The organism is Pseudoalteromonas sp. SG43-6, from assembly GCF_014164365.1.
Lineage (GTDB): Bacteria > Pseudomonadota > Gammaproteobacteria > Enterobacterales > Alteromonadaceae > Pseudoalteromonas > Pseudoalteromonas rhizosphaerae.
Genome location: NZ_JACJEZ010000005.1, coordinates 26,710 through 48,332, shown reverse-complemented (window position 1 = coordinate 48,332; position 21,623 = coordinate 26,710). Strand labels below are relative to the sequence as shown.

At 40.4% G+C, this 21,623-nt stretch carries 20 protein-coding genes; 9 read left to right on the top strand and 11 right to left on the bottom strand.

Features of this window, described 5'->3' with window-relative positions; all coding sequences use genetic code 11:
• The first annotated feature begins 108 nt into the window (after positions 1–108).
• Positions 109–468, top strand: a complete 360-nt coding sequence (locus H5201_RS03160; RefSeq protein ID WP_182762069.1) for a glutathione S-transferase N-terminal domain-containing protein — start codon at positions 109–111, stop codon at positions 466–468.
• Positions 469–543: 75 nt separating this feature from the next.
• On the top strand, positions 544–2,028 hold the full coding sequence (gene gltX, locus H5201_RS03155) for a glutamate--tRNA ligase (protein ID WP_182717159.1): 1,485 nt from the start codon (positions 544–546) through the stop codon (positions 2,026–2,028).
• A gap of 256 nt (positions 2,029–2,284) precedes the next feature.
• Here the strand turns inward: gltX and H5201_RS03150 are convergent, their stop codons facing one another.
• The 7 genes from H5201_RS03150 to lptD form a co-directional block, all read right to left on the bottom strand.
• A complete protein-coding gene (locus H5201_RS03150; protein ID WP_149982095.1) occupies positions 2,285–4,300 on the bottom strand; it encodes a methyl-accepting chemotaxis protein in 2,016 nt (671 codons plus the stop codon).
• 133 nt (positions 4,301–4,433) lie between these two features.
• Entirely contained in the window at positions 4,434–5,249 is an 816-nt protein-coding gene (locus H5201_RS03145) for a symmetrical bis(5'-nucleosyl)-tetraphosphatase (protein ID WP_182783700.1), read from the bottom strand.
• Between the two features lie 203 nt (positions 5,250–5,452).
• Positions 5,453–5,842, bottom strand: a complete 390-nt coding sequence (gene apaG / locus H5201_RS03140) for a Co2+/Mg2+ efflux protein ApaG (protein WP_145235442.1) — start codon at positions 5,840–5,842, stop codon at positions 5,453–5,455.
• Positions 5,826–6,635 (bottom strand): 16S rRNA (adenine(1518)-N(6)/adenine(1519)-N(6))-dimethyltransferase RsmA, encoded by an 810-nt coding sequence (gene rsmA / locus H5201_RS03135; protein ID WP_145235444.1) that lies wholly within the window; start codon positions 6,633–6,635, stop codon positions 5,826–5,828. The genes apaG and rsmA overlap by 17 nt, the downstream gene beginning before the upstream one ends.
• A complete protein-coding gene (pdxA, locus tag H5201_RS03130) occupies positions 6,632–7,624 on the bottom strand; it encodes a 4-hydroxythreonine-4-phosphate dehydrogenase PdxA (protein ID WP_182717156.1) in 993 nt (330 codons plus the stop codon). Before pdxA ends, rsmA begins: the two co-directional genes overlap by 4 nt.
• Before the next feature lie 3 nt (positions 7,625–7,627).
• Positions 7,628–8,923, bottom strand: a complete 1,296-nt coding sequence (gene surA / locus H5201_RS03125) for a peptidylprolyl isomerase SurA (protein WP_182762070.1) — start codon at positions 8,921–8,923, stop codon at positions 7,628–7,630.
• 36 nt (positions 8,924–8,959) lie between these two features.
• On the bottom strand, positions 8,960–11,206 hold the full coding sequence (gene lptD / locus H5201_RS03120) for an LPS assembly protein LptD (protein ID WP_182783698.1): 2,247 nt from the start codon (positions 11,204–11,206) through the stop codon (positions 8,960–8,962).
• A 103-nt stretch (positions 11,207–11,309) separates the two neighbouring features.
• On the opposite strand from lptD, the gene H5201_RS03115 reads away from it, so the two are divergent.
• From H5201_RS03115 to djlA, 3 genes are read left to right on the top strand one after another with little or no spacing between them, the layout of a single operon-like run.
• On the top strand, positions 11,310–12,314 hold the full coding sequence (locus H5201_RS03115) for an aminoglycoside phosphotransferase family protein (RefSeq protein WP_182717154.1): 1,005 nt from the start codon (positions 11,310–11,312) through the stop codon (positions 12,312–12,314).
• Entirely contained in the window at positions 12,314–12,985 is a 672-nt protein-coding gene (murU, locus tag H5201_RS03110; protein ID WP_182717153.1) for an N-acetylmuramate alpha-1-phosphate uridylyltransferase MurU, read from the top strand. Before H5201_RS03115 ends, murU begins: the two co-directional genes overlap by 1 nt.
• 27 nt (positions 12,986–13,012) lie before the next feature.
• Positions 13,013–13,885, top strand: coding sequence for a co-chaperone DjlA (gene djlA / locus H5201_RS03105; protein ID WP_182717152.1), 873 nt, complete (start codon positions 13,013–13,015; stop codon positions 13,883–13,885).
• Here djlA and H5201_RS03100 read toward each other — a convergent pair.
• The gene (locus H5201_RS03100) at positions 13,868–14,797 is read right to left on the bottom strand and encodes a DUF3530 family protein (RefSeq protein WP_182783696.1); all 930 of its coding nucleotides are present in this window, start codon (positions 14,795–14,797) and stop codon (positions 13,868–13,870) included. The two genes, djlA and H5201_RS03100, sit on opposite strands and share 18 nt — an antisense overlap.
• A 76-nt stretch (positions 14,798–14,873) precedes the next feature.
• Positions 14,874–15,527 (bottom strand): bifunctional tRNA pseudouridine(32) synthase/23S rRNA pseudouridine(746) synthase RluA, encoded by a 654-nt coding sequence (gene rluA / locus H5201_RS03095; RefSeq protein ID WP_182739817.1) that lies wholly within the window; start codon positions 15,525–15,527, stop codon positions 14,874–14,876.
• A gap of 1,485 nt (positions 15,528–17,012) precedes the next feature.
• On the opposite strand from rluA, the gene H5201_RS03090 reads away from it, so the two are divergent.
• Positions 17,013–17,912: a Dyp-type peroxidase gene (locus H5201_RS03090; protein ID WP_182717149.1), complete on the top strand. Its 900-nt coding sequence runs from the start codon at positions 17,013–17,015 to the stop codon at positions 17,910–17,912.
• A 19-nt stretch (positions 17,913–17,931) separates the two neighbouring features.
• Here the strand turns inward: H5201_RS03090 and argR are convergent, their stop codons facing one another.
• The gene (gene argR / locus H5201_RS03085) at positions 17,932–18,399 is read right to left on the bottom strand and encodes a transcriptional regulator ArgR (protein WP_145235470.1); all 468 of its coding nucleotides are present in this window, start codon (positions 18,397–18,399) and stop codon (positions 17,932–17,934) included.
• Positions 18,400–18,623: 224 nt separating this feature from the next.
• On the opposite strand from argR, the gene mdh reads away from it, so the two are divergent.
• Positions 18,624–19,559, top strand: coding sequence for a malate dehydrogenase (gene mdh, locus H5201_RS03080; RefSeq protein ID WP_145235472.1), 936 nt, complete (start codon positions 18,624–18,626; stop codon positions 19,557–19,559).
• Positions 19,560–19,639: 80 nt separating this feature from the next.
• Here the strand turns inward: mdh and ispB are convergent, their stop codons facing one another.
• Positions 19,640–20,611 carry an octaprenyl diphosphate synthase gene (ispB, locus tag H5201_RS03075; protein WP_149982084.1) on the bottom strand — a complete coding sequence of 324 codons (972 nt, stop codon included), beginning with the start codon at positions 20,609–20,611 and terminating at the stop codon, positions 19,640–19,642.
• A 421-nt stretch (positions 20,612–21,032) separates the two neighbouring features.
• Between ispB and rplU the strand changes: the two genes are divergently transcribed.
• Both rplU and rpmA read left to right on the top strand, forming a co-directional pair.
• Positions 21,033–21,344: a 50S ribosomal protein L21 gene (gene rplU / locus H5201_RS03070; RefSeq protein ID WP_006794538.1), complete on the top strand. Its 312-nt coding sequence runs from the start codon at positions 21,033–21,035 to the stop codon at positions 21,342–21,344.
• A gap of 16 nt (positions 21,345–21,360) precedes the next feature.
• Positions 21,361–21,618: a 50S ribosomal protein L27 gene (rpmA, locus tag H5201_RS03065; RefSeq protein WP_064665557.1), complete on the top strand. Its 258-nt coding sequence runs from the start codon at positions 21,361–21,363 to the stop codon at positions 21,616–21,618.
• The last annotated feature ends 5 nt before the right edge of the window (positions 21,619–21,623 follow it).

Genomic DNA, 21,623 nt, shown 5'->3' with positions numbered 1-21,623 from the left:
GATTGCTTTACCTTTTAGGAGATGGATTCACGTTCTTTGATGCTATTTTAGCTTTATATTCTGTGCTAAAATCTGTGCCCTTAAATTGTTGTAAACAGGGCCCAGTTGATGAAATTAGTTCGTTGGTTATTAGGTAGTTTGATCTTATTTTTTGATTTTGTTTTTACACCACGTAGTAAAAAACGTCCTGCGGGAGAGCAAGCTCAGCTTGATCAACTCACTGCACAATTTAAACTATATCAATTCAAAGCTTGCCCATTCTGCGTAAAAGTGCGCCGTGCAATTAAACGCGAAGGGTTAAAAGTTGAAACGCGCGACGCGAAAAGTAATGAACGGTATCGTCAAGAATTGCTCGAACAAGGCGGAAAAATAAAAGTACCGTGTCTACGTATCGAAAAAGATAACCAAGTCACTTGGTTATATGAATCAAACGATATCATTGCTTACTTAAATAAAGCTGCAGCTTAATATTCATTTTTCAAGCGCATTTGCTGTGTTAGCATTTAGCGCATATTTTATTGCCCATTGAAAGAGAACATAACCATGACAATTCGTACACGTGTTGCGCCGTCACCAACCGGTGACCCGCATCTTGGTACCGCTTATATCGCCTTATTTAATTACTGTTTTGCTAAGCAGCAAGGTGGCGAATTTGTACTTCGTATTGAAGACACAGACCAAGTACGTAGCACTTCAGAATCAGAACAAGCGATTATGGATAGTCTTCGTTGGTTAGGGCTTGAATGGGATCATGGTCCTGATGTCGGTGGTGAGTTTGGTCCTTATCGTCAATCAGAGCGTAGCGATTTATATAAAAAATATGCGCATCAGTTAGTTGATGATGGCAAAGCATTTTATTGTTTTGCAACTAGCGAAGAGCTGGACCAAATGCGTGAAGAGCAAATGGCTGAAGGCCTGCGTCCTAAATACGATGGCCGTGGTTTAAACCTTACGGATGACGAAATTAAAGCCAACTTAGCTGCCGGTAAGCCTTACGTTATACGTATGAATATTCCAAGCGAAGGTACCTTTAAATTTAACGATTACTTACGTGGTGAAATTGAGATCCCGTGGGAAAACGTTGATATGCAAGTGTTACTTAAAGCCGATGGTTTCCCAACTTACTTTTTAGCTAACGTGGTTGATGACCACCATATGGAAATTAGCCATATTTTCCGTGGTGAGGAGTGGATCAACTCTGCGCCTAAGCTGCTAAAATTATATGAAGATTTTGGTTGGCAAGCGCCGGTGCTTGGTCACTTACCACTATTACGTAATCCAGATAAGTCAAAGCTATCTAAGCGTAAAAATCCAACTTCTATTAATTACTATAAAGAAATGGGTTACTTACCTGAAGCGGTACTTAACTACCTTGGACGCATGGGCTGGTCAATGCCGGATGAGCGTGAAAAGTTCACGCTTGCTGAAATGATTGAACATTTTGATATGAAGCGTGTATCACTCGGTGGCCCAGTATTTGACGTTGATAAACTAAGCTGGTTAAACGGCATGTGGATCCGCGAAAACTTCAGCAACGAAGAGCTAATTCAGCGCTTTGTAGATTGGAAGTTTAATGGGGCAATGCTTGCTAAAGTATTACCAGAGGCGAAAGCCCGCATTAATACCCTATCAGATATGGTTGATTTAGCCGGTCATTTTGTCGGTGGCATTCCAACTTACGACCCTGCGTTACTGACCGCTGGTAAAGCCGATGAAGATGTAATTCGCCAAGCTTTACAGTTCTTTATCTGGGAGCTTGAGGGCTTACGAAGCTGGGAAAAATCAGCAATATTTGCTATAGCTAAAGCGGTGTCTACTTTCCATGAGCTGAAGATTAAAGACTTTTTAGAGCCGATATTTGTCGCTATTACTGGCAAAACGTCTTCAACATCAGTACTTGATGCAATGGAAATATTAGGCTCAGATCTATCGCGCGCACGTTTACGTGTAGCACTTGCGCATTTAGGTATCTCTAAAAAGCAAGCGAAGAATATTGAGCGTGCGTATCGCGAGTATCCTGCTGCATAGGTAAAGTAATCTAGCTAAGCTTGATGATCATTAAAAGCCGAACTTTATTAACGTGGAGTTCGGCTTTTTTGTGGAAAAATAATGGAGTATTGCCAACAAGCAAAGCTAGTGTGTGGACGATGAAATTATAACAGTTGGCTGTTCTCACGCAATTTGTTAGCTCAGCAGTGAAAAGTGGGGTATCGGTGGTTTATTTTTTCGAAAAAAAAGCCGTGTTTTAAATCAACACGGCTTTGTTGTTTTAATTTGCTTTGCCCTAGACTTTGAACTCATCTACAGACAAGCGTAACTCTTCGGCAAGTTTAGCGACCTCAGAGCTTGATATATTAGTCTGATTAGCTCCTTCAGCGGTTTGTTCAGCAATGGCTACGATAGACTCAAGGCGCTCGCTGATCTCTTGTGAGACTTGTTGTTGCTCTTGTGCTGCGGTCGATATTTCTTCACTCACATCATGTGCTAAAGCAACCGCTGAGGTGATTGAATCCAGTGCTGCGTTGGCTAGGTCTGATTGTTCAACACAAGAATCAGCTTGTTGCTTGCCTTTAGACATTGCAGTTACGGCTGCTTCAGCGCCTGTTTGCAATGATTCGATCATGGCTTGAATTTCTTGAGTCGAGGCTTGTGTTTTACTAGCCAATGAACGAACCTCATCAGCAACAACGGCAAAACCACGACCTTGTTCACCGGCACGTGCTGCTTCAATAGCTGCATTAAGTGCTAGTAAGTTAGTTTGATCCGCGATACCACGAATAACATCAAGAATACTACCAATCGAGGCGCTATCTTGATGAAGCTTATTAATGACTAGTGAGGCTGATTCAACTTCACGAGCTAGCTGCTCAATGGTCGATTTATTCTGGCTAGAAATACCCTTAACTCGTTCAGCTTCTTTATCGGCATTTTTGATTTCTTTAAGTGCCTGTTGTGCGCTATTACTCACCGTTTGTGAGGTACTGCTCATTTCTGTTGTCGCTGTTGCCGCTTGTTCTACCTGTGCTTGTTGATTACGAATTGCTTGGCTTGATTCACCGGTAATAGCAGACGTTTCTTCTGAGGCCGCAGCAAGTTGTGTGGAACGAGATATAATGCCTTTGATCAAGCTGCGTAAGCTGGCGATAAGTGTATTACAACTACGCGATAGCTCACCAAATTCATCTTTAGCCGTATCATCAAGACGTTGTGTCATATCGCCACTAGCAACAATATCAAGAATGCGGTTAACTTCTGCAAGTGGTTTAGTAATGCGATTAACTGTTATATAAGCCACTATTATAGCTAGTAAGGTAGCACTTATCATACCAACCCAAGTCCATAAGTTGGCTGAGTCGACGTCGATCCTAACTTCTTTTTGTAATTCAAAAGCAACATTACTCGCTTGAGCGACTAACTCGTTGAGTTGTTTTAATGCAGTTGCCGTAGCTTGCTCTGCCTCAGTAAGTTCCGTTTCAGTCATTGCGATCACATCAATTAAACGCTTTTTATTAGCTGAAATACTATTGTTGCCGAGAATGTTATCGCGAATAGAGACAAAGTAGTTGTTTAGATCGTTGTATAAACCCGGCTCAGCGGCTTCAACAACCGGTTTGAGTAGCTTTAAACTACGCTCAATTTCTTCTAAATAATAAAGCTGCTCATTTTTGACGATATCTAAGGTATTTTGGGTTTTAACTGTCAGCATGTCAGTGCTGTTAGTCACCAAAGATAAAAAGTTATTTTCTAATTTATTAGCTGCTTGATAGGCTCTGCTATCACTGCTTTCTAAACCATCAATATCGATAATATCCAAAACCACAGAGTTAGCATCTTCTGCAGCAAGCTCAATAGTTTCTAACTGTGCTCGTAATGATTTATTGAGTTCTAATTGAGTTTTTTTATCTTTTAATAAATCTTCTACTAATTTAATAAAACTTTTGTAAGTTCGTTCCACGCTTTGACTACTTTGATTTAGTTGAGCATTGTCACTGACAACTTGTCGTAATTGCGAGTAAGATTTATCAAAGCGTTGTTTTTGTTCGAACACTGATTTTTCAATTGGCGCAAGCTCTGCAGCTGAAGTGGTATAAAAGCTTGCTTGGGCAGCTTTACTCATTAAGATAAACTCAACCTGAAGTTCAGAACTTTGTTCCAGTGCAGGCAATGATAATTGATTTACTTGCTGCGCTGAATTATTAATATTTGCGATTCTGAACAGTGAATTACCCCCAATTAAAAGAAGTAATAAGGTGATACAAATAAAACCACCCCAAATACGCTGGCTGACAGTTAAGTTCATATAAAAATTCCATAAAGAGAGTAGCAATTAGACTTTATCGGCTTTATTGCGGATAAGTTAAGTAATTAAATTTAATTACTTTTAACATTTATAACTTTAAATCTAACAGAAGATGAGTTTTTTTTCAGGTTATTTAGATAGAATTAGCTGAATTAATGCTGAATAATTGTTTGTTTTTTAATTCTAGCAAGGTCATAGCTCCACCCCACACACAACCAGTGTCTAAAGCGTAGATATTTTCATGATCGGTTACACCTTCAAGAGCAGCCCAATGACCAAAAACAATATGTTGTTTAAAAGTTGTAAATCTTGGGTGCTTGAACCAAGGGATCATTGCAGTAGCGTTAGCAATACCACCTTTATAGCTTAACTCTAATTGTTCATCAAGGGTTAAAAATCGCATTCGAGTAAAGTAATTTATAATATAACGAAACCGCTCAAAGTCATTGAGTTGTTCACTCCAAAGGCTAGGGTGCTGCTCATACATATGTTTGAAAAAATCGCGCGCATTCTCACCTTGATAGCAGGATTCAGCAAATTGAGCATGTTGCAGAGCCTGCTCAATGGACCATGCGGGGTTGAGACCGGCGTGGCTAATAAATACCTGTTCTTTTTCAAGCCATAAAGCAAGTGGTTGCTGTTGTAACATGGCTATATAAGCAGGTAGCTTTGTGGAATCAAGCAGGGCGGTGAGCTTGTCTTTAGGATTAGCGGGTTTATCTAACATGTAATTGGCAATCAGGTGTAAGTCGTGATTACCCAAGGTAACGGTGATGCTATCTTGATGTGTATATATATAATCTAGGCAGGCAAGTGAGTCGGGGCCGCGGGCGACAATATCGCCCACTAAATAAAGGTGATCTTTGCTTGGGTTGAAGTCAACTTGCAGCAACAAAGCTTGAAATTCTTTATAACAACCTTGTAGATCACCTATCGCATAATTTGCCATTATTTAACCTAAATTCGGGAGAATAAATCTATCTCCTGTGGCTATTTTCAACGCTAACTGCGTTGAATCTACTTGCAATAGGCCAGCTATTGACGCGTAAATTCGCCTTGTTATCTCTGAAAATCTCCGACAGGACAGCTTAAAGGCTAGTTATATCATTAAATCAATGCGTTAATAAATATCTTAACCCGATTTCAGGTTATTTAATGTAAAATATTAGGCAGTGATAAACGAAAAACATTAATAGGTGCATCAAACTCTGTACCGAACTCATTCTTCAAGGTGTAATAACCTTGCATCGTTCCTACGGGAGTATCTAGCACTGCACCACTGGTATATTTATAGCTTTCACCAGGACCAATAGTTGGTTTTTCACCGACTACGCCTTCACCTTGTACCTCGATTTCTTTACCATTTGCATCAGTGATCAACCAATAGCGGCTAATTAACTTTGCGCTGCATAGACTGTGATTTTTAATGGTAACGGAATAAGCAAATACATATTTATCAAGTTCAGGTTGTGATTGACCCTCAACATAAAATGTTTCTACCGATACTTTGATGGGTGAGCCCAAATTACTGCTTGTTGTCATAAATCCAATTAGCTATATCAATAAATTGTTGTAACGAAAGGCTTTCAGCACGCAACGTGATATCTATACCAATGCTAGTTAATTCATCTGCGGTGAGTAAATTAGCTAAGCTGTTGCGCAGTGTTTTGCGGCGCTGATTAAAGGCCTCTAAACACACAGTGTTAAGAATTTTAGTACTTTTTGCTGTACGTTGCTCTGGCTTTTTCGGTATTAAACGAATAACGGCAGAATCAACTTTCGGTGCTGGTTTAAAACACTCTGGTGGTACTTCGATGACAGGCATTGCATTACAGTAATACTGTGTCATTACACTCAAGCGACCAAATGTTTTACTACCAGGTCCTGCTACCATGCGTTTTACCACTTCTTTTTGTAGCATAAAATGCATATGCTCAATGTTGTCGGCAAACTCGAATAAATGGAACAGTAACGGTGTTGAAATATTGTACGGTAAATTACCAAACACTTTTAGTTTGTTGCGGTCAGCTTTGATCAAACTTGAAAAATCAAATTTCATTGCATCACCTTGATGCACAGTAAGCTTAGGCCCTAAAAAAGGATGCTCAGTTAAGCGCTGGGCTAAATCTTTATCTAGCTCAACAACCGTTAAGTGGCCACTTAGCTCACTTACCGGTTCAGTGATAGCACCTAGACCAGGACCGATTTCAACTAAATTATCTTCAGGTTTAGGATCAATCGCGGTGACGATTTTATCGATGATCATCTCATCACATAAAAAGTTTTGCCCAAAACGTTTGCGGGCGCGGTGTCCTAAATGTACTTTATCTGTCATTGATTTTGTGCTTTTTCATGGGCGAGCTTAATTGCTTCGCGGATCGCTAATTCAAAACTACCAACATCAGCATCACCAGTACCGGCTAAATCGAGCGCCGTACCGTGATCAACTGAGGTGCGTATAAACGGCAAACCAAGGGTGATATTAACCGATTTGCCAAAACCTTTGTATTTTAGCACAGGTAAACCTTGATCGTGATACATTGCCAGCACAGCATCAGCTTGTGATAGATATTTGTCTTGGAACAAGGTATCAGCAGGCAATGGCCCGATTAAATTCATACCTTCACTATTTAGCTGTTCAATGGTTGGGGTGATGGTGTCAATTTCTTCACGCCCTAAATGGCCATCTTCACCCGCATGAGGGTTAAGCCCACAGACTAAAATACGTGGTTTTTCGATACCAAATTTAGTTTGTAAATCATGGTTTAAAATACCCGCAACTTTACTTAAACGCTCACTTGTAATAGCACGTGATACATAAGCTAGTGGGATGTGCGTGGTCACTAGTGCAACTCTTAAGCCTTCAGTAGCTAACAACATCACCACATCAGGGGTGTTTGATTGCTGGGCAAAGTATTCGGTATGGCCGCTAAATGAAATACCAGCTTTATTGATAATACCTTTATTAACAGGGCCAGTTACAACCGCAGCAAACGTACCATTCATATTTTTTTCGCACGCGATACGTAAAGTATCGAGTACGTATTGGCCGTTGGCATCATTTAATACACCCATTTCAACTTCGGCACCTAAATCAACTTGGTGCAGATAGACACTCCCTGCTGGAGCGATTGCTGCTGCTGCGTTTTCATCAAATGGAATTAAATTGATTGTTAAACCAAGCTGTTTGGCTCGCTGTTGTAATAACTGCTTATCAGCAATCACAACCAGCTGCGCAGGCCAATCATGCTGTGCAAGTTGCAACAGTAAATCTGGGCCGATCCCGGCAGGTTCGCCGGGAGTAATTGCAATACGTAGAATCATTGGTTATTCATCAATTGGGAAAATTTCAACATGGGCTTGCTCACGCATTTCTTGCTGCCAGTTAAAGCTTTCTTCTTTAAATTTACGATTAAAGAGCATGCCATGAGCACGGTTACGTTTAGCTAGTTCGGTTTTATCAGCAATGCGTTTGTCTAATAGCTGCACTATATGCCAACCAAATGTGGTTCTAAACGGGTCACTGATCTCATTTTTATCAAGTGATAGTAGGGCGTCTCTAAACTGTGGCACATAGGTTGTAGGATCTGTCCAATCGTACTCTCCACCTTTAAGTGCAGAGCCTGGATCTTCTGAATACTCTTTAGCAAGCTCACCAAAATCAGCTGTACCTGCGCGTAACTCTTTGGCAAAACCATTTAGCATATTGCGGGCTTTTTCTTCACTTAAGATAATTGACGGCTTGATTAAGATATGGCGAGAACGAACTTCAGTTGTTTCAACAACCTGGCGACCACGAATATCTTGCACTTTAATGATATGAAAACCAGCGCCAGAGCGTAGCGGGCCGATAATGGCATCTTTTTTAGTGCCTTTAACTGCTTCAGCAAATAATGACGGCATTTCATTGATACTCATATAACCTAGCTGACCACCTTCAAGAGCTTTTGAACCACTTGATGATGAAATAGCGATGCGTTTGAATTCTTTACCTTCTCGTAAAAATTCGATGACTTTATCGGCACGAGTTTTTGCATCAGAAATTTCATCTGCAGTGGCATTATTTGGAATATCAATGAGGATATGACCAATGTCATACTCTTCCGTATTTTGACCTTGGCTTTCCATTATTTTTAAAAGGTTATCAACTTCTTGCGGGCTAATATAAATACGACGATCTACGTTTGCGCGCATCACTTGTTGAGTAGTAATTTCTTTACGAATTTCTTCACGATAAGACTGGAAACTCTCGCCTGACGCTTCAATCGTACGGCGCAAGTCTGCAATTGTTCCGCCTTGTTCTTTAGCCATACTAACCAAAGTTTGATCCAGTTGACTATCAGAGATTTCTAACCCCATACGCTCGGCTAATTGCATCATCAGCGCTTGATTTACTAAGCGCTCCATTGCTTGAATGCGTAGCGTATCATCCGAAGGTAATTCTTGTCCTTGCTCTTTGGCTTGGGTTTTTACACGGTTAACTATGGTGTCAACTTCACTTTGTAAAATAACCCCTTGGTTTACAATACCAACCACCTTGTCTATTTCAACAGGGGCTGCGAAAGCGCTTTGGTATAAACCAAGCGTCAAAAATGCTGATGCTAATAATTTTTTTAAATTCATACTTTTTCTAATACTCTTGCTAATAGTACGGTAATACTAGTTATTAAGAAAATACGGTCTACGATAGCCAAAAATACCTTGTTGTAATAATTTTTGTGCATCATAACGGCTTTTACTACCTAACCCTTTTAAGACAATATTAAACCCAATGCTTGAATCAAAAGTGGCTTGTTCTTGGCCTATCGCTTGATTTAAATCAGTTGCGATTTGGCGACGACCGGTAATTTGAAAGGCCCAACAGCAGGATTCATATTGCAATCCGCTGAACACCTCGACACTACGACCGCTTTCTAAATCGCGGTGATAGCTACTTACAAACTGCCATTGATCACTGAGCGGAATGCTAGTAAAAAAGCCAACTTGTTCGATTGTATTGCCTGAGACATCATTTGCATAGCGATGGTTCAATTGTACCAGCTGATTATCGTCACCTTTATAATCTAAAGTCACATTTGACTGGATAATCTGCTTTCCATCGGTGTCATACTGAATTCCGCCTGATAAATACCAGCGGCGGTGCCAATGTAACATGGTTTGTGCGGCAAACAAGGCATTATAGTTGGTATCTGAGTTTAACCCTTGTGATGTTGGCTTGGCAGAGTCACTTAAATAAAATATTTGACCGGCACTAAAATTAAACAATTCTTCGTTTTTATTATTAAATAAACGCGTGGTTGCACCTAATGTAAATTGATTCGCTGCGGCTATACGATCAACGCTTGAGAAGCGACTATCACGGAATAAACCAAAAAAATCATCTTGTAGTTTTGTCGTATCGTATAAACCTATATCGGATTGATCTTTATTTGGTGTATACAAATATTGCACTTGTGGCTCTAAGGTTTGAATCCCATCATCAGCGAAGATAGTGGTATCACGCTCAAAGTTTAATTGGCTGTATAAACGCACTTTAGGCAAGGTACGTGAAACTGATTTAGCATAATCGGTATTAGCTAAATCACCTTCTTGCTTATAGTTAGTGTGCAGTACGCTAAATTCAGATAAAAACGACCAAGCATGCTCTTGATAACCATAACTTACTTTGGGTTCGATGTGCACCCGAGTGGCTTTTTCTATGATTGCCGTATCATTAGTAAAGTGGCTCAGTTCACCGTCTAGGGTCAGTTCAATATCCTGAAAACTAAATGGTGCTGTTTGTGAAAAGCTAATTTGTGGCCATGCCGCATACGATTCAAGATGATCACCGAGCACTTCAAAGTTTTGTACTTTAATATCTGTACGCCAAGTATCACCTAAGTGTGATAACGAGCCAGTACGATACAGTTGGGTGTCAGTACGTGTTGCGTAATTAGAACCCAAATCAGTGAGATAGTTATCATCGCTGACGTTGGTTATATCAACATTTGCACGCCAGTTTTCGGCAAAATAACTTTGTTGTTGCCAGTGAAATAGAAAGCGCTCTTTGAGTTCTGGTTCGGAGTCGTCTTTGTCAAGGTATTCAAGTGCTACGAGACCTTCATTGATATCACTTAAATAACGAAACTCGGTTTGCAGCTGTAAGCCTTTTTTAGACATATAGCGAGGTGTAATCGTGGCATCAAAGTTTGGTGCAATATTCCAATAATATGGAGTAACAGTTTCTACGCCGTAGCGATCTGAACTGGAAATATTGGGTGTTAATAAGCCTGATTTTCTTCGATTATCAATTGGGAAAGTGAAATAGGGTAAATAAAGTACTGGCGTATCCATAATACGTAATACCATATCATGGGTTTCGCCCCAGCCTTCTTCACGGGATAATAAAATTTGTTCAGCTTGAATTGCCCACACGGGCGTATCGCTTGGACAGGTAGTAAAGCTTGCGTTCAGCAGATCTAAGCCAGACTTATTAATGGTGAGCTTTTCTGCACCGCCGTGTGCTTGTTGATCCGTCAGCTTATAATCGGCACCAAGTAGGCTGATTTCAGAACTATTTAAATCAGCATTAAGACCTGAGCTATTTACTTCACTGATAGTGTCACGGTAAGTAATAGGGCCAGTTGCATTAAGTAACCCACGCTGTTTGTCAATTAGCGCACTTTGTGCGGACAAACTCATAGTAAGGGTGTTAATATCAACATTACCGGTAAATTCTGCGCTTTGGGTGCCAAGCAGTTCAATATCATCTGAACGGATATCGATCATGCCTAAGTCAAGGCCAGCAAGCGGTTGCCAAGCTCTGGTTTGCATTGAATTGCCACAAAAGTTGTGTGTCAGTTCAGTTTCGGCGAACGATGGTGCGCTGATCACACTTAGCATCATCATGCCCCAGGTTTTGCTCATTTATTAACCTTAATATGCTGTCGTTGGATGTAAGAATGACATAATAAAGGAAAACAATGGCAAATACAGTAATTGACTTAGTGAAAAATAGATATCTTGTAAAATGAATCGTTATAAAAGTTTACAGCAGTTTTTAAATCCGCACTTCGAAGATGAAGTATACCAGCTAGCTGCGATCACCGGAGACGCCAGCTTTCGTCGTTATTTCCGCCTAAATCGCGGTCAAGATAGCTATATAGTTATGGACTCAGATCCAGCTAAGCTCGATAACACTCCTTATATAGAACTCAACAAAGTTTTTTCTGAGCATGGTTTCAAACTACCAAAAATATTACATGCTGATGAAAAGCAAGGGTTCTTCTTATTAAGCGATTTAGGCAACACACATCTTGCTGATATGCTGGATGATAAAGAACGTATCAATCACTATAAACACCTTATAAAACTTAGTGCACAATGGGCAAAAATGCCGCCTGTTGAGCACATGAAAGATTTTGATCGGGCATTTTTAGAATTAGAACTAAGTATTTTTTTAGAATGGTTGGTAGAGAGATTTTTAGAGCTAGAAGTTACTGCTGCAGAACGTAATTTATGGCAAACGAGCTGTGAGTTATTAATTGAAAATATACTCGCGCAACCTAGCGTCACCGTACACCGTGATTTTCATAGCCGTAATATTATGCACAGTGAACAGCAATGGGCAATTATTGACTATCAAGATGCCGTGCAAGGCCCGGTATGTTATGACCTGGTATCGTTACTGCGTGATTGTTATTTTAAACTTCCTCACGATGAACTTGAATACTTACTTGAGCATGCATTTGCTGAGTTTGAGCAACAGGGCTTGCTCAGTAACATCAGCTTTGCAACCTTTAAACAATGGTTTGATTTAACCGGTATTCAACGCCATTTAAAAGCGGCGGGTATTTTTTGCCGGTTAAATTTACGCGATGGTAAACTCGGTTATATGGATAATGTATTACCGACACTGCGCTACATTAGTGATGTGGCGCAAGATCATTCATCGTTGGTGGAGCTGGGTAAATGGATCAACAGTAAGATTATTCCTGCTACCTTAGTCGCACTTAATAAAGTGCCAACTAAATAATGAAAGCGATGATTTTAGCCGCGGGTCGCGGTCAGCGAATGATGCCACTTACCGCAGAATTACCTAAACCTATGTTAAAGGTGCAAGGAAAACCATTAATCGAGCATCATATTGAGCGACTAAAAACAGCAGGGATCACTGATTTTATTATAAACCTTGCTTGGCAAGGAGATAAGATCCGTGCTTACTTTGGCGATGGTAGCCAGCTTGGAGTACATATTGAGTATAGCCAAGAGCCTGAGCAGGGATTAGAAACTGCAGGTGGTATTATTCAAGCATTACCTTTGCTTGGTGAGCAATTTATTGTTATTAATGGCGACATATTTACCGACTATGATGTTAGTTCATTACTGCATATTCACTTAGATGCGGGCGAGGCACATATTGTGTTGGTTGAAAATCCAGCCCACAACCCAAATGGTGACTTTACGTTGCGTCATCTAAGCGCAGATAGCCCCAAGTATACATTTTCTGGTATTAGTCGCTTTCATCAGCAATTTTTTGCAGGAATTACAGCGGGTACTCATCGCTTAGGGCCATTATTAAAAAGTAAATTGGCTGAGCATGTTGTCTCTACGGAGCTGTACATAGGTAACTGGGACGATATCGGAACTCCAGAACGATTAGCTCAATTGAATGAGTTGTTGATAGAGCAACAAAAAACTCATTAAGTAATTCACATATAATAGGAGCGCCTCATGTGGGGTAAAATTTTAGGTGCCTGCTTTGGCTTTATGTTTGGGCGTATTATAGGCTTATTTATAGGCTTATACCTGGGCCATATGTTTGACAAGAGTTTAAAGCAGAACTTTGATAAAGCCGGCGGCTTTTCAAGCTTATTTAAAGGCGATGATGATATTAATCAGCGCCAAGCGTTATTTTTTACCAGCTGTTTTGGAGTAATGGGGCACATTGCTAAGTCAAATGGCCGCGTAAGCGAAACCCACATCCGTGCTGCCAGTTTATTTATGGATGAAATGGGACTCACTGGTGATGATCGCAAAGAGGCACAAGATGCGTTTAAAACGGGAAAAGACGCTGATTTTTCATTAAAAGAAACTGTTTTCGATTTTAAAGAGCGTTTTGCTCGTCGCCATGATTTATTACAACTGTTTTTAGAAATTCAAATCCAAATGGCGTTTTCTGATGGGGTGTTAGCTGCGCAAGAAAAGGAGCTACTCCAAGAGGTAAGTAAGTTATTAGGGATCTCTAAAACTCACTTTGCATTTGTACTTAAACGTTACCAAGCTGAATTTTCATTTCGTCAGCAACAACAACGCTATCAACAGCAGCAACAACGTCAACAAGGGCAAAGCAGCAGTTATCGTGAAGGCTCAGGGCATCATGTACCGCCAAATAGTGGCATGAGCCGTACTCAAGCGCTGGCTTTGCTGGGGCTAAATAATGAGGCGAGTGAACGAGAAGTAAAAGTAGCGTACCGTAAATTAATGGCGCAGCACCATCCTGATAAATTAGTTTCTCAAGGTTTACCTAAACATATGATGGAACTGGCAGTCAAGAAAAGCCAAGATATTCAAGCCGCTTACGAATATTTAAAAAAGGCGGCGTAAAAACCCGTCTACTTCTTTGGTCAAGCGCTCATGTTGCTCAGGCTCAGAGCGCAAACCAAACAGCTCACGTTGGCGGTAATCATATTTACTGTGACGTTTAACCCAGCGTTTTCTATCCGCCACACTCAGCAGTAAGTCCGGGTTATCTATGTTGTAGTAAATATCCAATAACGGCGGGCTAATAGTCGATATAATCGCGTTAAGTTGTTGGTTACGTTTACTGTTTGGTAAATAACTGCTAAGGCTGACAAATGCATCTATGTTGGTATTTGGATATTCGCCATAGTGTTCGAGCAATACTCCCGCAGAGGCACCTTGTGCAATAACAACAATTTTCCCATCTTCATCCAATGCACTTTGATACAACGCATTAAAGCGTGCAATTAAGTTGAGTTTATAATTATCTATTATCGCATTGCTTATATGAGCGATAGCATCAACATGTACAACAGGAGTGGCTGTGTCAGCTGATGGTTCGCCATTGTCTGAACTTGTAGTTTGCTTAGCCGCTGCAGGTTCAGTTGTTTCACTTTCATCCGCAGGTGGCGCTGCCTGCCAATCAATATCGGGTACCGTCATAGCAATTGTGGCATAGCCTAAATCGTTAAGTTGCGTGCGTAAAAAGTTGAGCCCGTTGTTATTGGTAGGTAAGTGTTGCCAATCAGGGATAATCAATACCACACCGCGCTGCTGGGCACTCATGTGTTGGCGATATAAACTTAAAAACTCAGTATCACCAGCGAGTAGCGGTTTTAGTTCATCTTGCGGCATTAGGCGTGATAAATCATTACTGCTGATTGTTGACCATGGTGTGGGTGCAATAAAGTCGGCTGCTTGGGCTGGCATGGCCAAGAAAGTCCCAGAAACCAAACTAATTAATTGCCATACTTTAAACTGTTTGCCGATAGCCATATAAACCACCACGATGAATCAATAAGTTGTTATCGGCGTGTACAGCAAAAAGTTTAGTGTGATTTTAAGCTCGTAATTAAAACTCTGGCTCAGCTTCAAAAGTCATAATTTGTGCTGTTCCCGGGTGAGTGAGCCGTAGCATTTGTGCGTGCAATTGCAAGCGCGGGGCAGCAGCCAGTGCATCAGGGTGAGCATAGAGCCTATCGCCTAAAATAGGATGTCCCAATGACAACATATGCACACGTAATTGATGTGAGCGTCCGGTAATAGGGGTAAGTTCCACACGAGTAGCGTGCAGCTCATGCTCCAGTACAGTGTAATGAGTTAAAGAGGGCTTCCCCTTGTCATGATCAACCATTTGCTTAGGGCGGTTTGGCCAATCACAGATCAGCGGCAAATTGACTGATCCCGTTAATGGCTCTAGTTTACCGTACACTCGTGCAACATAGCGCTTTGCAGTTTGGCGTTCTTGAAACTGCATACTTAAATGACGATGAGCCGCTTTATGCATTGCTAAACAAATAATTCCAGAGGTTGCCATATCTAAGCGGTGAACTATTTTTGCCGTAGGAAAAACACGGTTAACGCGAGCTATCAAACAATCGGCGTGTTTAGGATCTTTTCCCGGCACAGTCAAAAGTTCACTGGGCTTGTTGACGATCAGTAAATCATCATCTTGAAATAAAATGGTTAAATACGGATCTAATGGAGGATTGTAGTTAATTAACACGGCCGACCTCAATGATTTATGAGCGCGCTATTTTAGAGAAGTCATCGCTTATACACAATCAATAACGTATTAGATTAGACGCGAGAGTATTAATGAGCGAGTTAATTGGCAAGTAGTCGTTAAGCTGAGGGTATTTTTGGGCAAAAGAAAAGCGCGAACTATCTCTAGTCGCGCTTGCGGAATCTTCTAATTTTTTGCATCCTGCAATTGAACTTAATCAACTCCTAAACTTTACTAATCCATGTGATCACACTGTTACTTATTCGTTCTGCGTGATATAGGCTATCCGTGCCTCTGTCCTATGTGCTTCCTTTTGATCCTTTTTGGTAATCTCTATTACCGGTCCTTTACGCATCGTCCTGATGCTATCCCTTAGTTAACAGTTCCATTGCGATACCCTTTAGGGCCTGTCCATCTGTCCGCTTTTATAACATCCTGTTTAACAACTCTCTTGCGAGCCCTGTTGTTATTCCTTTTCGCATCATCTTGACGCTGTCCGTATATTTACTATCCTTAGTGCTACTCATCCTGAGCCTGTCCGTGAATCCATTTTTTCCTAACGTAACCTTTAATTCGAGGTTTATGAGTAATCATTCCTTGTCCGTTTACTCATTTAAGCGTCACTGCTTAACCGATGAAGTAAGTATAGAGAGTATCGGCAAACAAAATAGGCTAAAAATAGTAATGAAAATACAGTCATTATTTTGAAATTTAATAATAGTTATTATATTTCATGTGGTTAGTTTGTTTTTAGACTTTTTTTATGATGCTTTATACTCAATAGCTGTCATAACCGTGAGATATATCGCACAAGTGATTTCCATTATGGGCGTGGTTGCCTTTAATAGTGGATGTAATTGTAGTGTTGCTTAGACGATTTCTAATCGTATATGGTTTAAGTTTATTGCATATATCCCTTAAATGATTAAAAACCAATATCTATTAAGGCGCTTTGTAATTCTTTAAAATAAATGCGACTTGCCGATAAATAAGCGGCTATGAATTGTGGGGAAATTGCTCAACAAGACACGTTTGAGCCGCTATTTAGCGCTTCAAGCTCAAAGGTAGTTGCAGAATTTCTTGGTCAGGGCATATACTTAGGTGCAGATGTATTAACAGCAACTGAATATAGTAATGCTTACGGGGGCTGAGTCATTAGTTACTTATCGTCGAGTAAAGCAAGTTGGGTAACTTTATGTTCGCCCATACCATCTTGAGTTAATACCTTTTCAATCACAAGGCTGTAGTGCAAATACGGTGACTATTTTAAATCATCGTTTTGTTGTTCTGCATTTTGTGTATAAGGTTATGCTCGATGGACAATAAATTGAAGTTGCTGCTTAGTTGGGCCAATCATTTTAGCAAATGAGTAGGTGACAATAAAAATAACACCACACACGGTTAACTTTTTCGCAGATTAAGTGTTTTAGTATTTTTAATTTCATTAAAAACGCCGTGTATGAGACTTTGAGTTAAGGAAATACCATGGCGCAAGCGCAATCTGGAATTTGTGCTGAAGCAAACTTGCACGGTTTACATTTGTTTTTTAATGTATTTGATGGCCACGATGAGTCATTACGCAAAAAATTAAAATACGTTAGCGCTATCCAAGATGAGTTTTCAGATCAGTTTTCTGAATCGATGCTCTCCAGCCTAGTTGCTGTGGGGGCACAGTACTGGCCGCACATTCTGCCTGAATTTCTGCCTAGTGAATTACAGAGCTTTCCTAATATTACTCATAATGATCATATTATGGGGGCTCAGCCTTTTGATTTATTTGTCCAAATTCGTTCCGATAGGGAAGATGTAAACCATTTATTTGCTTTGCAAATTCTCAAGTTATTTGCCCCCGATGTTGAATTGGTTGAGCAAGTGCGAAACTTTCGATTTTTAGATGGTCGCGATTTTAACGGTTTTATACTCGGTGGTGACACTCCTCATGGTCGCCAAAAGCGCATCACAGCGTTAATCAATAACCCCAACCATTTTGAAGATCAAGGCAGTTACGTACATATACAGCGCTATAAGCATGATTTAAGTGTGTGGCAAAACCTACCACTGAGTGAGCAAGAACAAATAATGGGACGCACTCGCTTAGATAATACCTTGATTATGCCAGCGACTGAAAATAGTCATGCTGTACGCACTGAGTTAAAAGATGAGCAAGGGCAACCACTGCAATTAAATCAAAACATGCCTTATGGTGACGTTTACGAACAGGGTATATTAGCGATTAGTTATGCAGCACAGGGAAATGCATTTGAGCAAGTATTACGAAGTCGATTAGGTGATGGCGATTGCTACGATCATTGGCTTGATTTTACTCAAGCCGATATGGGGTCTGCGTTTTTTGCCCCATCAATTAACTTTTTAAAGCAGCTGTAAAAAGTTTGAATCGGTAGACTTATACCGTATCAAATAAAATACGCACGCGTTCAAGAGTTACATCAATTTCAGATACTTTAGCTGGAGCGATAAAAATAGTATCGTCACCAGCAATGGTGCCTAGTACGCCATCTGCTTTACCTAATGAATCTAATAGTCGAGCAATTAATTGTGCAGCTCCTGGGCTGGTTCGAATAATGATCATCATTTCGTTATGCATTATATCAATCACTAACTGACGTAATGGGCTTTTCGCTGTAGGTACGCCCATTTCAGCAGGCAAACAATAGACCATTTCTTGTTTGGCATTACGAGTGCGTACCGCGCCAAACTTGCTTAACATCCGCGACACCTTACTTTGACTAATATTATCAAAGCCTTGCTCTTTTAGGGCGTCAACAATCTCACCTTGTGAACCAAAGTTTTCTTCTTTTAAAAGTGCCTTAAAGGCCTTTACTAATGCTTCTTGTTTATCTTGTGGTTGCATATTATAGGTTCTTATTCATAAGTGATGCGCTAATTGTACACAATATTGCATACTTATGCAGTAGTTGTTTGCTTTTGCGATGGATTTTAGTGCTGTAAACCAGCAAGTTTACAACTATGGTCTAAATTATATGTGAAATAAGCAGGATAAATTTGTCTTTAGTCGTTAATTTCATTATCTTTAGAGCCACAAATATTTCCTACCTCAAATTACGGAGAATTCCAATGAAAGTTGCTGTATTAGGTGCTGCTGGCGGTATCGGCCAAGCGTTGTCTTTATTATTAAAAACAGGCTTACCAGCTGGTTCTGAATTATCACTTTATGATGTTGCTCCAGTTGTTCCTGGTGTTGCTGTTGATCTTTCTCATATCCCAACAGACGTTAAAGTTGCAGGCTTTGGTGTTGATGCACTAGATCAAGCGTTAACTGGTTGTGATATCGTTCTTATCCCTGCTGGTATGCCACGTAAGCCTGGTATGGACCGCGCTGATTTATTTAATGTTAATGCTGGTATTATTAAAACATTAGCAGAAGGTATTGTTGCTAACTGTCCAAAAGCATTAGTGGGTATTATCACTAACCCAGTAAATGGCACAGTGCCAATTGTTGCGGAAGTATTCAAAAAAGCAGGTACTTACGACGCGAAACGTGTTTTCGGTATTACCACTCTTGATGTGATCCGTTCAGAAGCATTTGTAGCTGAGCTTAAAGGTGTTGACGTTGCAACTGTGAAAGTACCAGTAATTGGTGGTCACTCAGGCACAACAATCCTTCCGTTACTATCTCAAGTTGAAGGCGTTACTTTCACTGATGAAGAAGTTGCTGCGCTTACTCCACGTATCCAAAATGCAGGTACTGAAGTAGTAAATGCAAAAGCTGGCGGTGGTTCTGCAACATTATCAATGGGCGCTGCTGCTGCACGTTTTTGTATGTCTTTAGTTAAAGGCTTACAAGGTGAAGACGTTGTAGATTACGCTTACGTTGCTGTTGAAAATGGCGATGCTGCATACTTTGCACACCCAGTACGTTTAGGTAAAAACGGCGTAGAAGAAATTCTTTCTTACGGTGAACTAAGCGCATTTGAAGAGCAAGCTAAAAACGACATGCTTGATACGCTGAAAAAAGACATCCAAGAAGGTGTTGATTTCATCAACGCTTAATTGCTAAGACGATTGATACAAAAAAGCCTGCATTTGCAGGCTTTTTTATGCTCGAAGGATTTTTATACATTAGGTATTTATTAGTGATTACGATCAACGGCAATACGAGCCAAGCTAACGAGTGCTTCTTTATACGGTGATTCATCTAATACAGATAAACACGCAATCGCTTTATCAGCTTCTTCGTTGGCTTTATTCATCGTAAACTCAAGTGCTTTGGTTTCATTGAGGGCACTTAGAATAGCTTCTAAGTGGTCCATACCATTACTGTGCTCAATGGCATCACGGATCAACTGTACTTGCTCAGCATTACCGTGGCGCATAGCATAAAGTAGTGGCAGGGTAGGTTTGCCTTCGGCCAGATCATCACCGATGTTTTTACCTAACTGCTCAGCATCAGCATTGTAATCAAGCACGTCATCCACTAATTGAAAAGCGGTTCCTAAATGCATACCGTAAAGATTAAGCGCTTGCAGCATAGAGTCGTCTTTTTCGGTAATAATCGCAGCAAGGCCTGTTGCAGCTTCAAATAATTTAGCTGTTTTAGAGTAAATTACCTGCATGTAGCTATCTTCGGTGGTATCAGGGTCGTTACAGTTCATTAATTGCAGTACTTCACCTTCGGCAATCACGTTGGTTGCATCAGCGAGTATTTGCATAACTTGCATTTTACCAATACCAACCATCAGCTGAAATGAGCGGGTGTAGATAAAGTCACCAACAAGTACGCTGGCTGCATTACCAAACTCAGCATTTGCCGTCGGTGTTCCTCTGCGTAAATTTGATTCATCAACGACATCATCATGCAGTAATGTAGCTGTGTGAATAAATTCAACAATAGTTGCTAAAGTAACATGATCTTTGCCTTCATAGCCAAGTGCTTTAGCCGCTAAAATAGCCAACATAGGGCGAACACGCTTGCCGCCGCTGTTTACTATATATAAGCCTAGTTGATTGACTAATGCTACATCAGAGCGCATTTGCGCGTAAATTAGTTGATTGACGTCATTCATATCGTTTTCGATTAACGCCTGGATAGCTTTTATATCCATTGATCTCCGAGCCAATTTTAATGGGTATACGGGGCTGATTGTACAACAAAAAACAGCTTTGCTCGACAGTTTGTGACGATTCGCTGAAAAAACACGGTTAAGCTGCTTAATTTAACCTTAATTAGCAAAGATAACTTTTTAATTAAAGAAATTAACGACAATCCAACATGGTTGTTTTTTATTCTTAGTGCGTGTTTGTTCGTGGTGTAATTTATTTGTCATGAAACGCTAAAAAGGCTTGGCATAATGCCAATTTAATATAAAATAGGTGAAAATATTGAATCGCCTTCAATGCAGCTATTTTTTATTCATTTAATTAATAAAACAGGCTTGCTAGTTTTTGCACATTAGCGTAAACTTCGCGCCCTATTGAATAATATTTTAGTTGCGTCGATTTGAGGGCGCACAGACGGAGTTAATTATGTACGCGGTTTTCCAAAGTGGTGGTAAACAGCACCGTGTGACTGAAGGTCAAACAATTCGTCTTGAGAAATTAGACGTTGAGACTGGTGCAGCAGTTGAATTTGATTCAGTACTTTTAGTTGCTGATGGTGAGAAAATCGAGATCGGTGTACCGTTCGTAAACGGTGGTAAAATAACAGCTGAGGTTGTTTCACATGGTCGCGGTGAGAAGATTAAGGTTGTTAAATTTAGACGCCGTAAGCATTCTCGTAAGCAAATGGGCCATCGTCAATGGTTCACAGAAGTTAAAATCACTGGCATTAGCGCTTAATTAGAGGTACTTAGAAATGGCACATAAAAAAGCAGCTGGTAGTACTCGTAACGGTCGCGATTCAGAAAGCAAACGCCTTGGTGTTAAGCGTTTTGGTGGCGAATCAGTTCTAGCGGGTAGCATCATTGTTCGTCAACGTGGAACTAAATTCCATGCTGGCACAAACGTAGGTATCGGTAAAGACCACACTATCTTCGCAAAAGCAGATGGTAAAGTTCAGTTTGAACAAAAAGGTCCTTTAAACCGTAAATACGTAAGCATCGTATCTGAGTAATCAGA

Coding starts and splice junctions, on each gene's coding strand:
- H5201_RS03150 (WP_149982095.1), bottom strand. CDS start 4,300: ATGAACTTAACTGTCAGCCAGCGTATTTGGGGTGGTTTTATTTGTATC.
- H5201_RS03090 (WP_182717149.1), top strand. CDS start 17,013: ATGGCGCAAGCGCAATCTGGAATTTGTGCTGAAGCAAACTTGCACGGT.
- H5201_RS03115 (WP_182717154.1), top strand. CDS start 11,310: ATGAATCGTTATAAAAGTTTACAGCAGTTTTTAAATCCGCACTTCGAA.
- gltX (WP_182717159.1), top strand. CDS start 544: ATGACAATTCGTACACGTGTTGCGCCGTCACCAACCGGTGACCCGCAT.
- apaG (WP_145235442.1), bottom strand. CDS start 5,842: ATGACAACAAGCAGTAATTTGGGCTCACCCATCAAAGTATCGGTAGAA.
- rpmA (WP_064665557.1), top strand. CDS start 21,361: ATGGCACATAAAAAAGCAGCTGGTAGTACTCGTAACGGTCGCGATTCA.
- argR (WP_145235470.1), bottom strand. CDS start 18,399: ATGCAACCACAAGATAAACAAGAAGCATTAGTAAAGGCCTTTAAGGCA.
- djlA (WP_182717152.1), top strand. CDS start 13,013: ATGTGGGGTAAAATTTTAGGTGCCTGCTTTGGCTTTATGTTTGGGCGT.
- H5201_RS03100 (WP_182783696.1), bottom strand. CDS start 14,797: ATGGCTATCGGCAAACAGTTTAAAGTATGGCAATTAATTAGTTTGGTT.
- rsmA (WP_145235444.1), bottom strand. CDS start 6,635: ATGACAGATAAAGTACATTTAGGACACCGCGCCCGCAAACGTTTTGGG.
- murU (WP_182717153.1), top strand. CDS start 12,314: ATGAAAGCGATGATTTTAGCCGCGGGTCGCGGTCAGCGAATGATGCCA.
- mdh (WP_145235472.1), top strand. CDS start 18,624: ATGAAAGTTGCTGTATTAGGTGCTGCTGGCGGTATCGGCCAAGCGTTG.
- lptD (WP_182783698.1), bottom strand. CDS start 11,206: ATGAGCAAAACCTGGGGCATGATGATGCTAAGTGTGATCAGCGCACCA.
- rplU (WP_006794538.1), top strand. CDS start 21,033: ATGTACGCGGTTTTCCAAAGTGGTGGTAAACAGCACCGTGTGACTGAA.
- ispB (WP_149982084.1), bottom strand. CDS start 20,611: ATGGATATAAAAGCTATCCAGGCGTTAATCGAAAACGATATGAATGAC.
- H5201_RS03160 (WP_182762069.1), top strand. CDS start 109: ATGAAATTAGTTCGTTGGTTATTAGGTAGTTTGATCTTATTTTTTGAT.
- H5201_RS03145 (WP_182783700.1), bottom strand. CDS start 5,249: ATGGCAAATTATGCGATAGGTGATCTACAAGGTTGTTATAAAGAATTT.
- pdxA (WP_182717156.1), bottom strand. CDS start 7,624: ATGATTCTACGTATTGCAATTACTCCCGGCGAACCTGCCGGGATCGGC.
- surA (WP_182762070.1), bottom strand. CDS start 8,923: ATGAATTTAAAAAAATTATTAGCATCAGCATTTTTGACGCTTGGTTTA.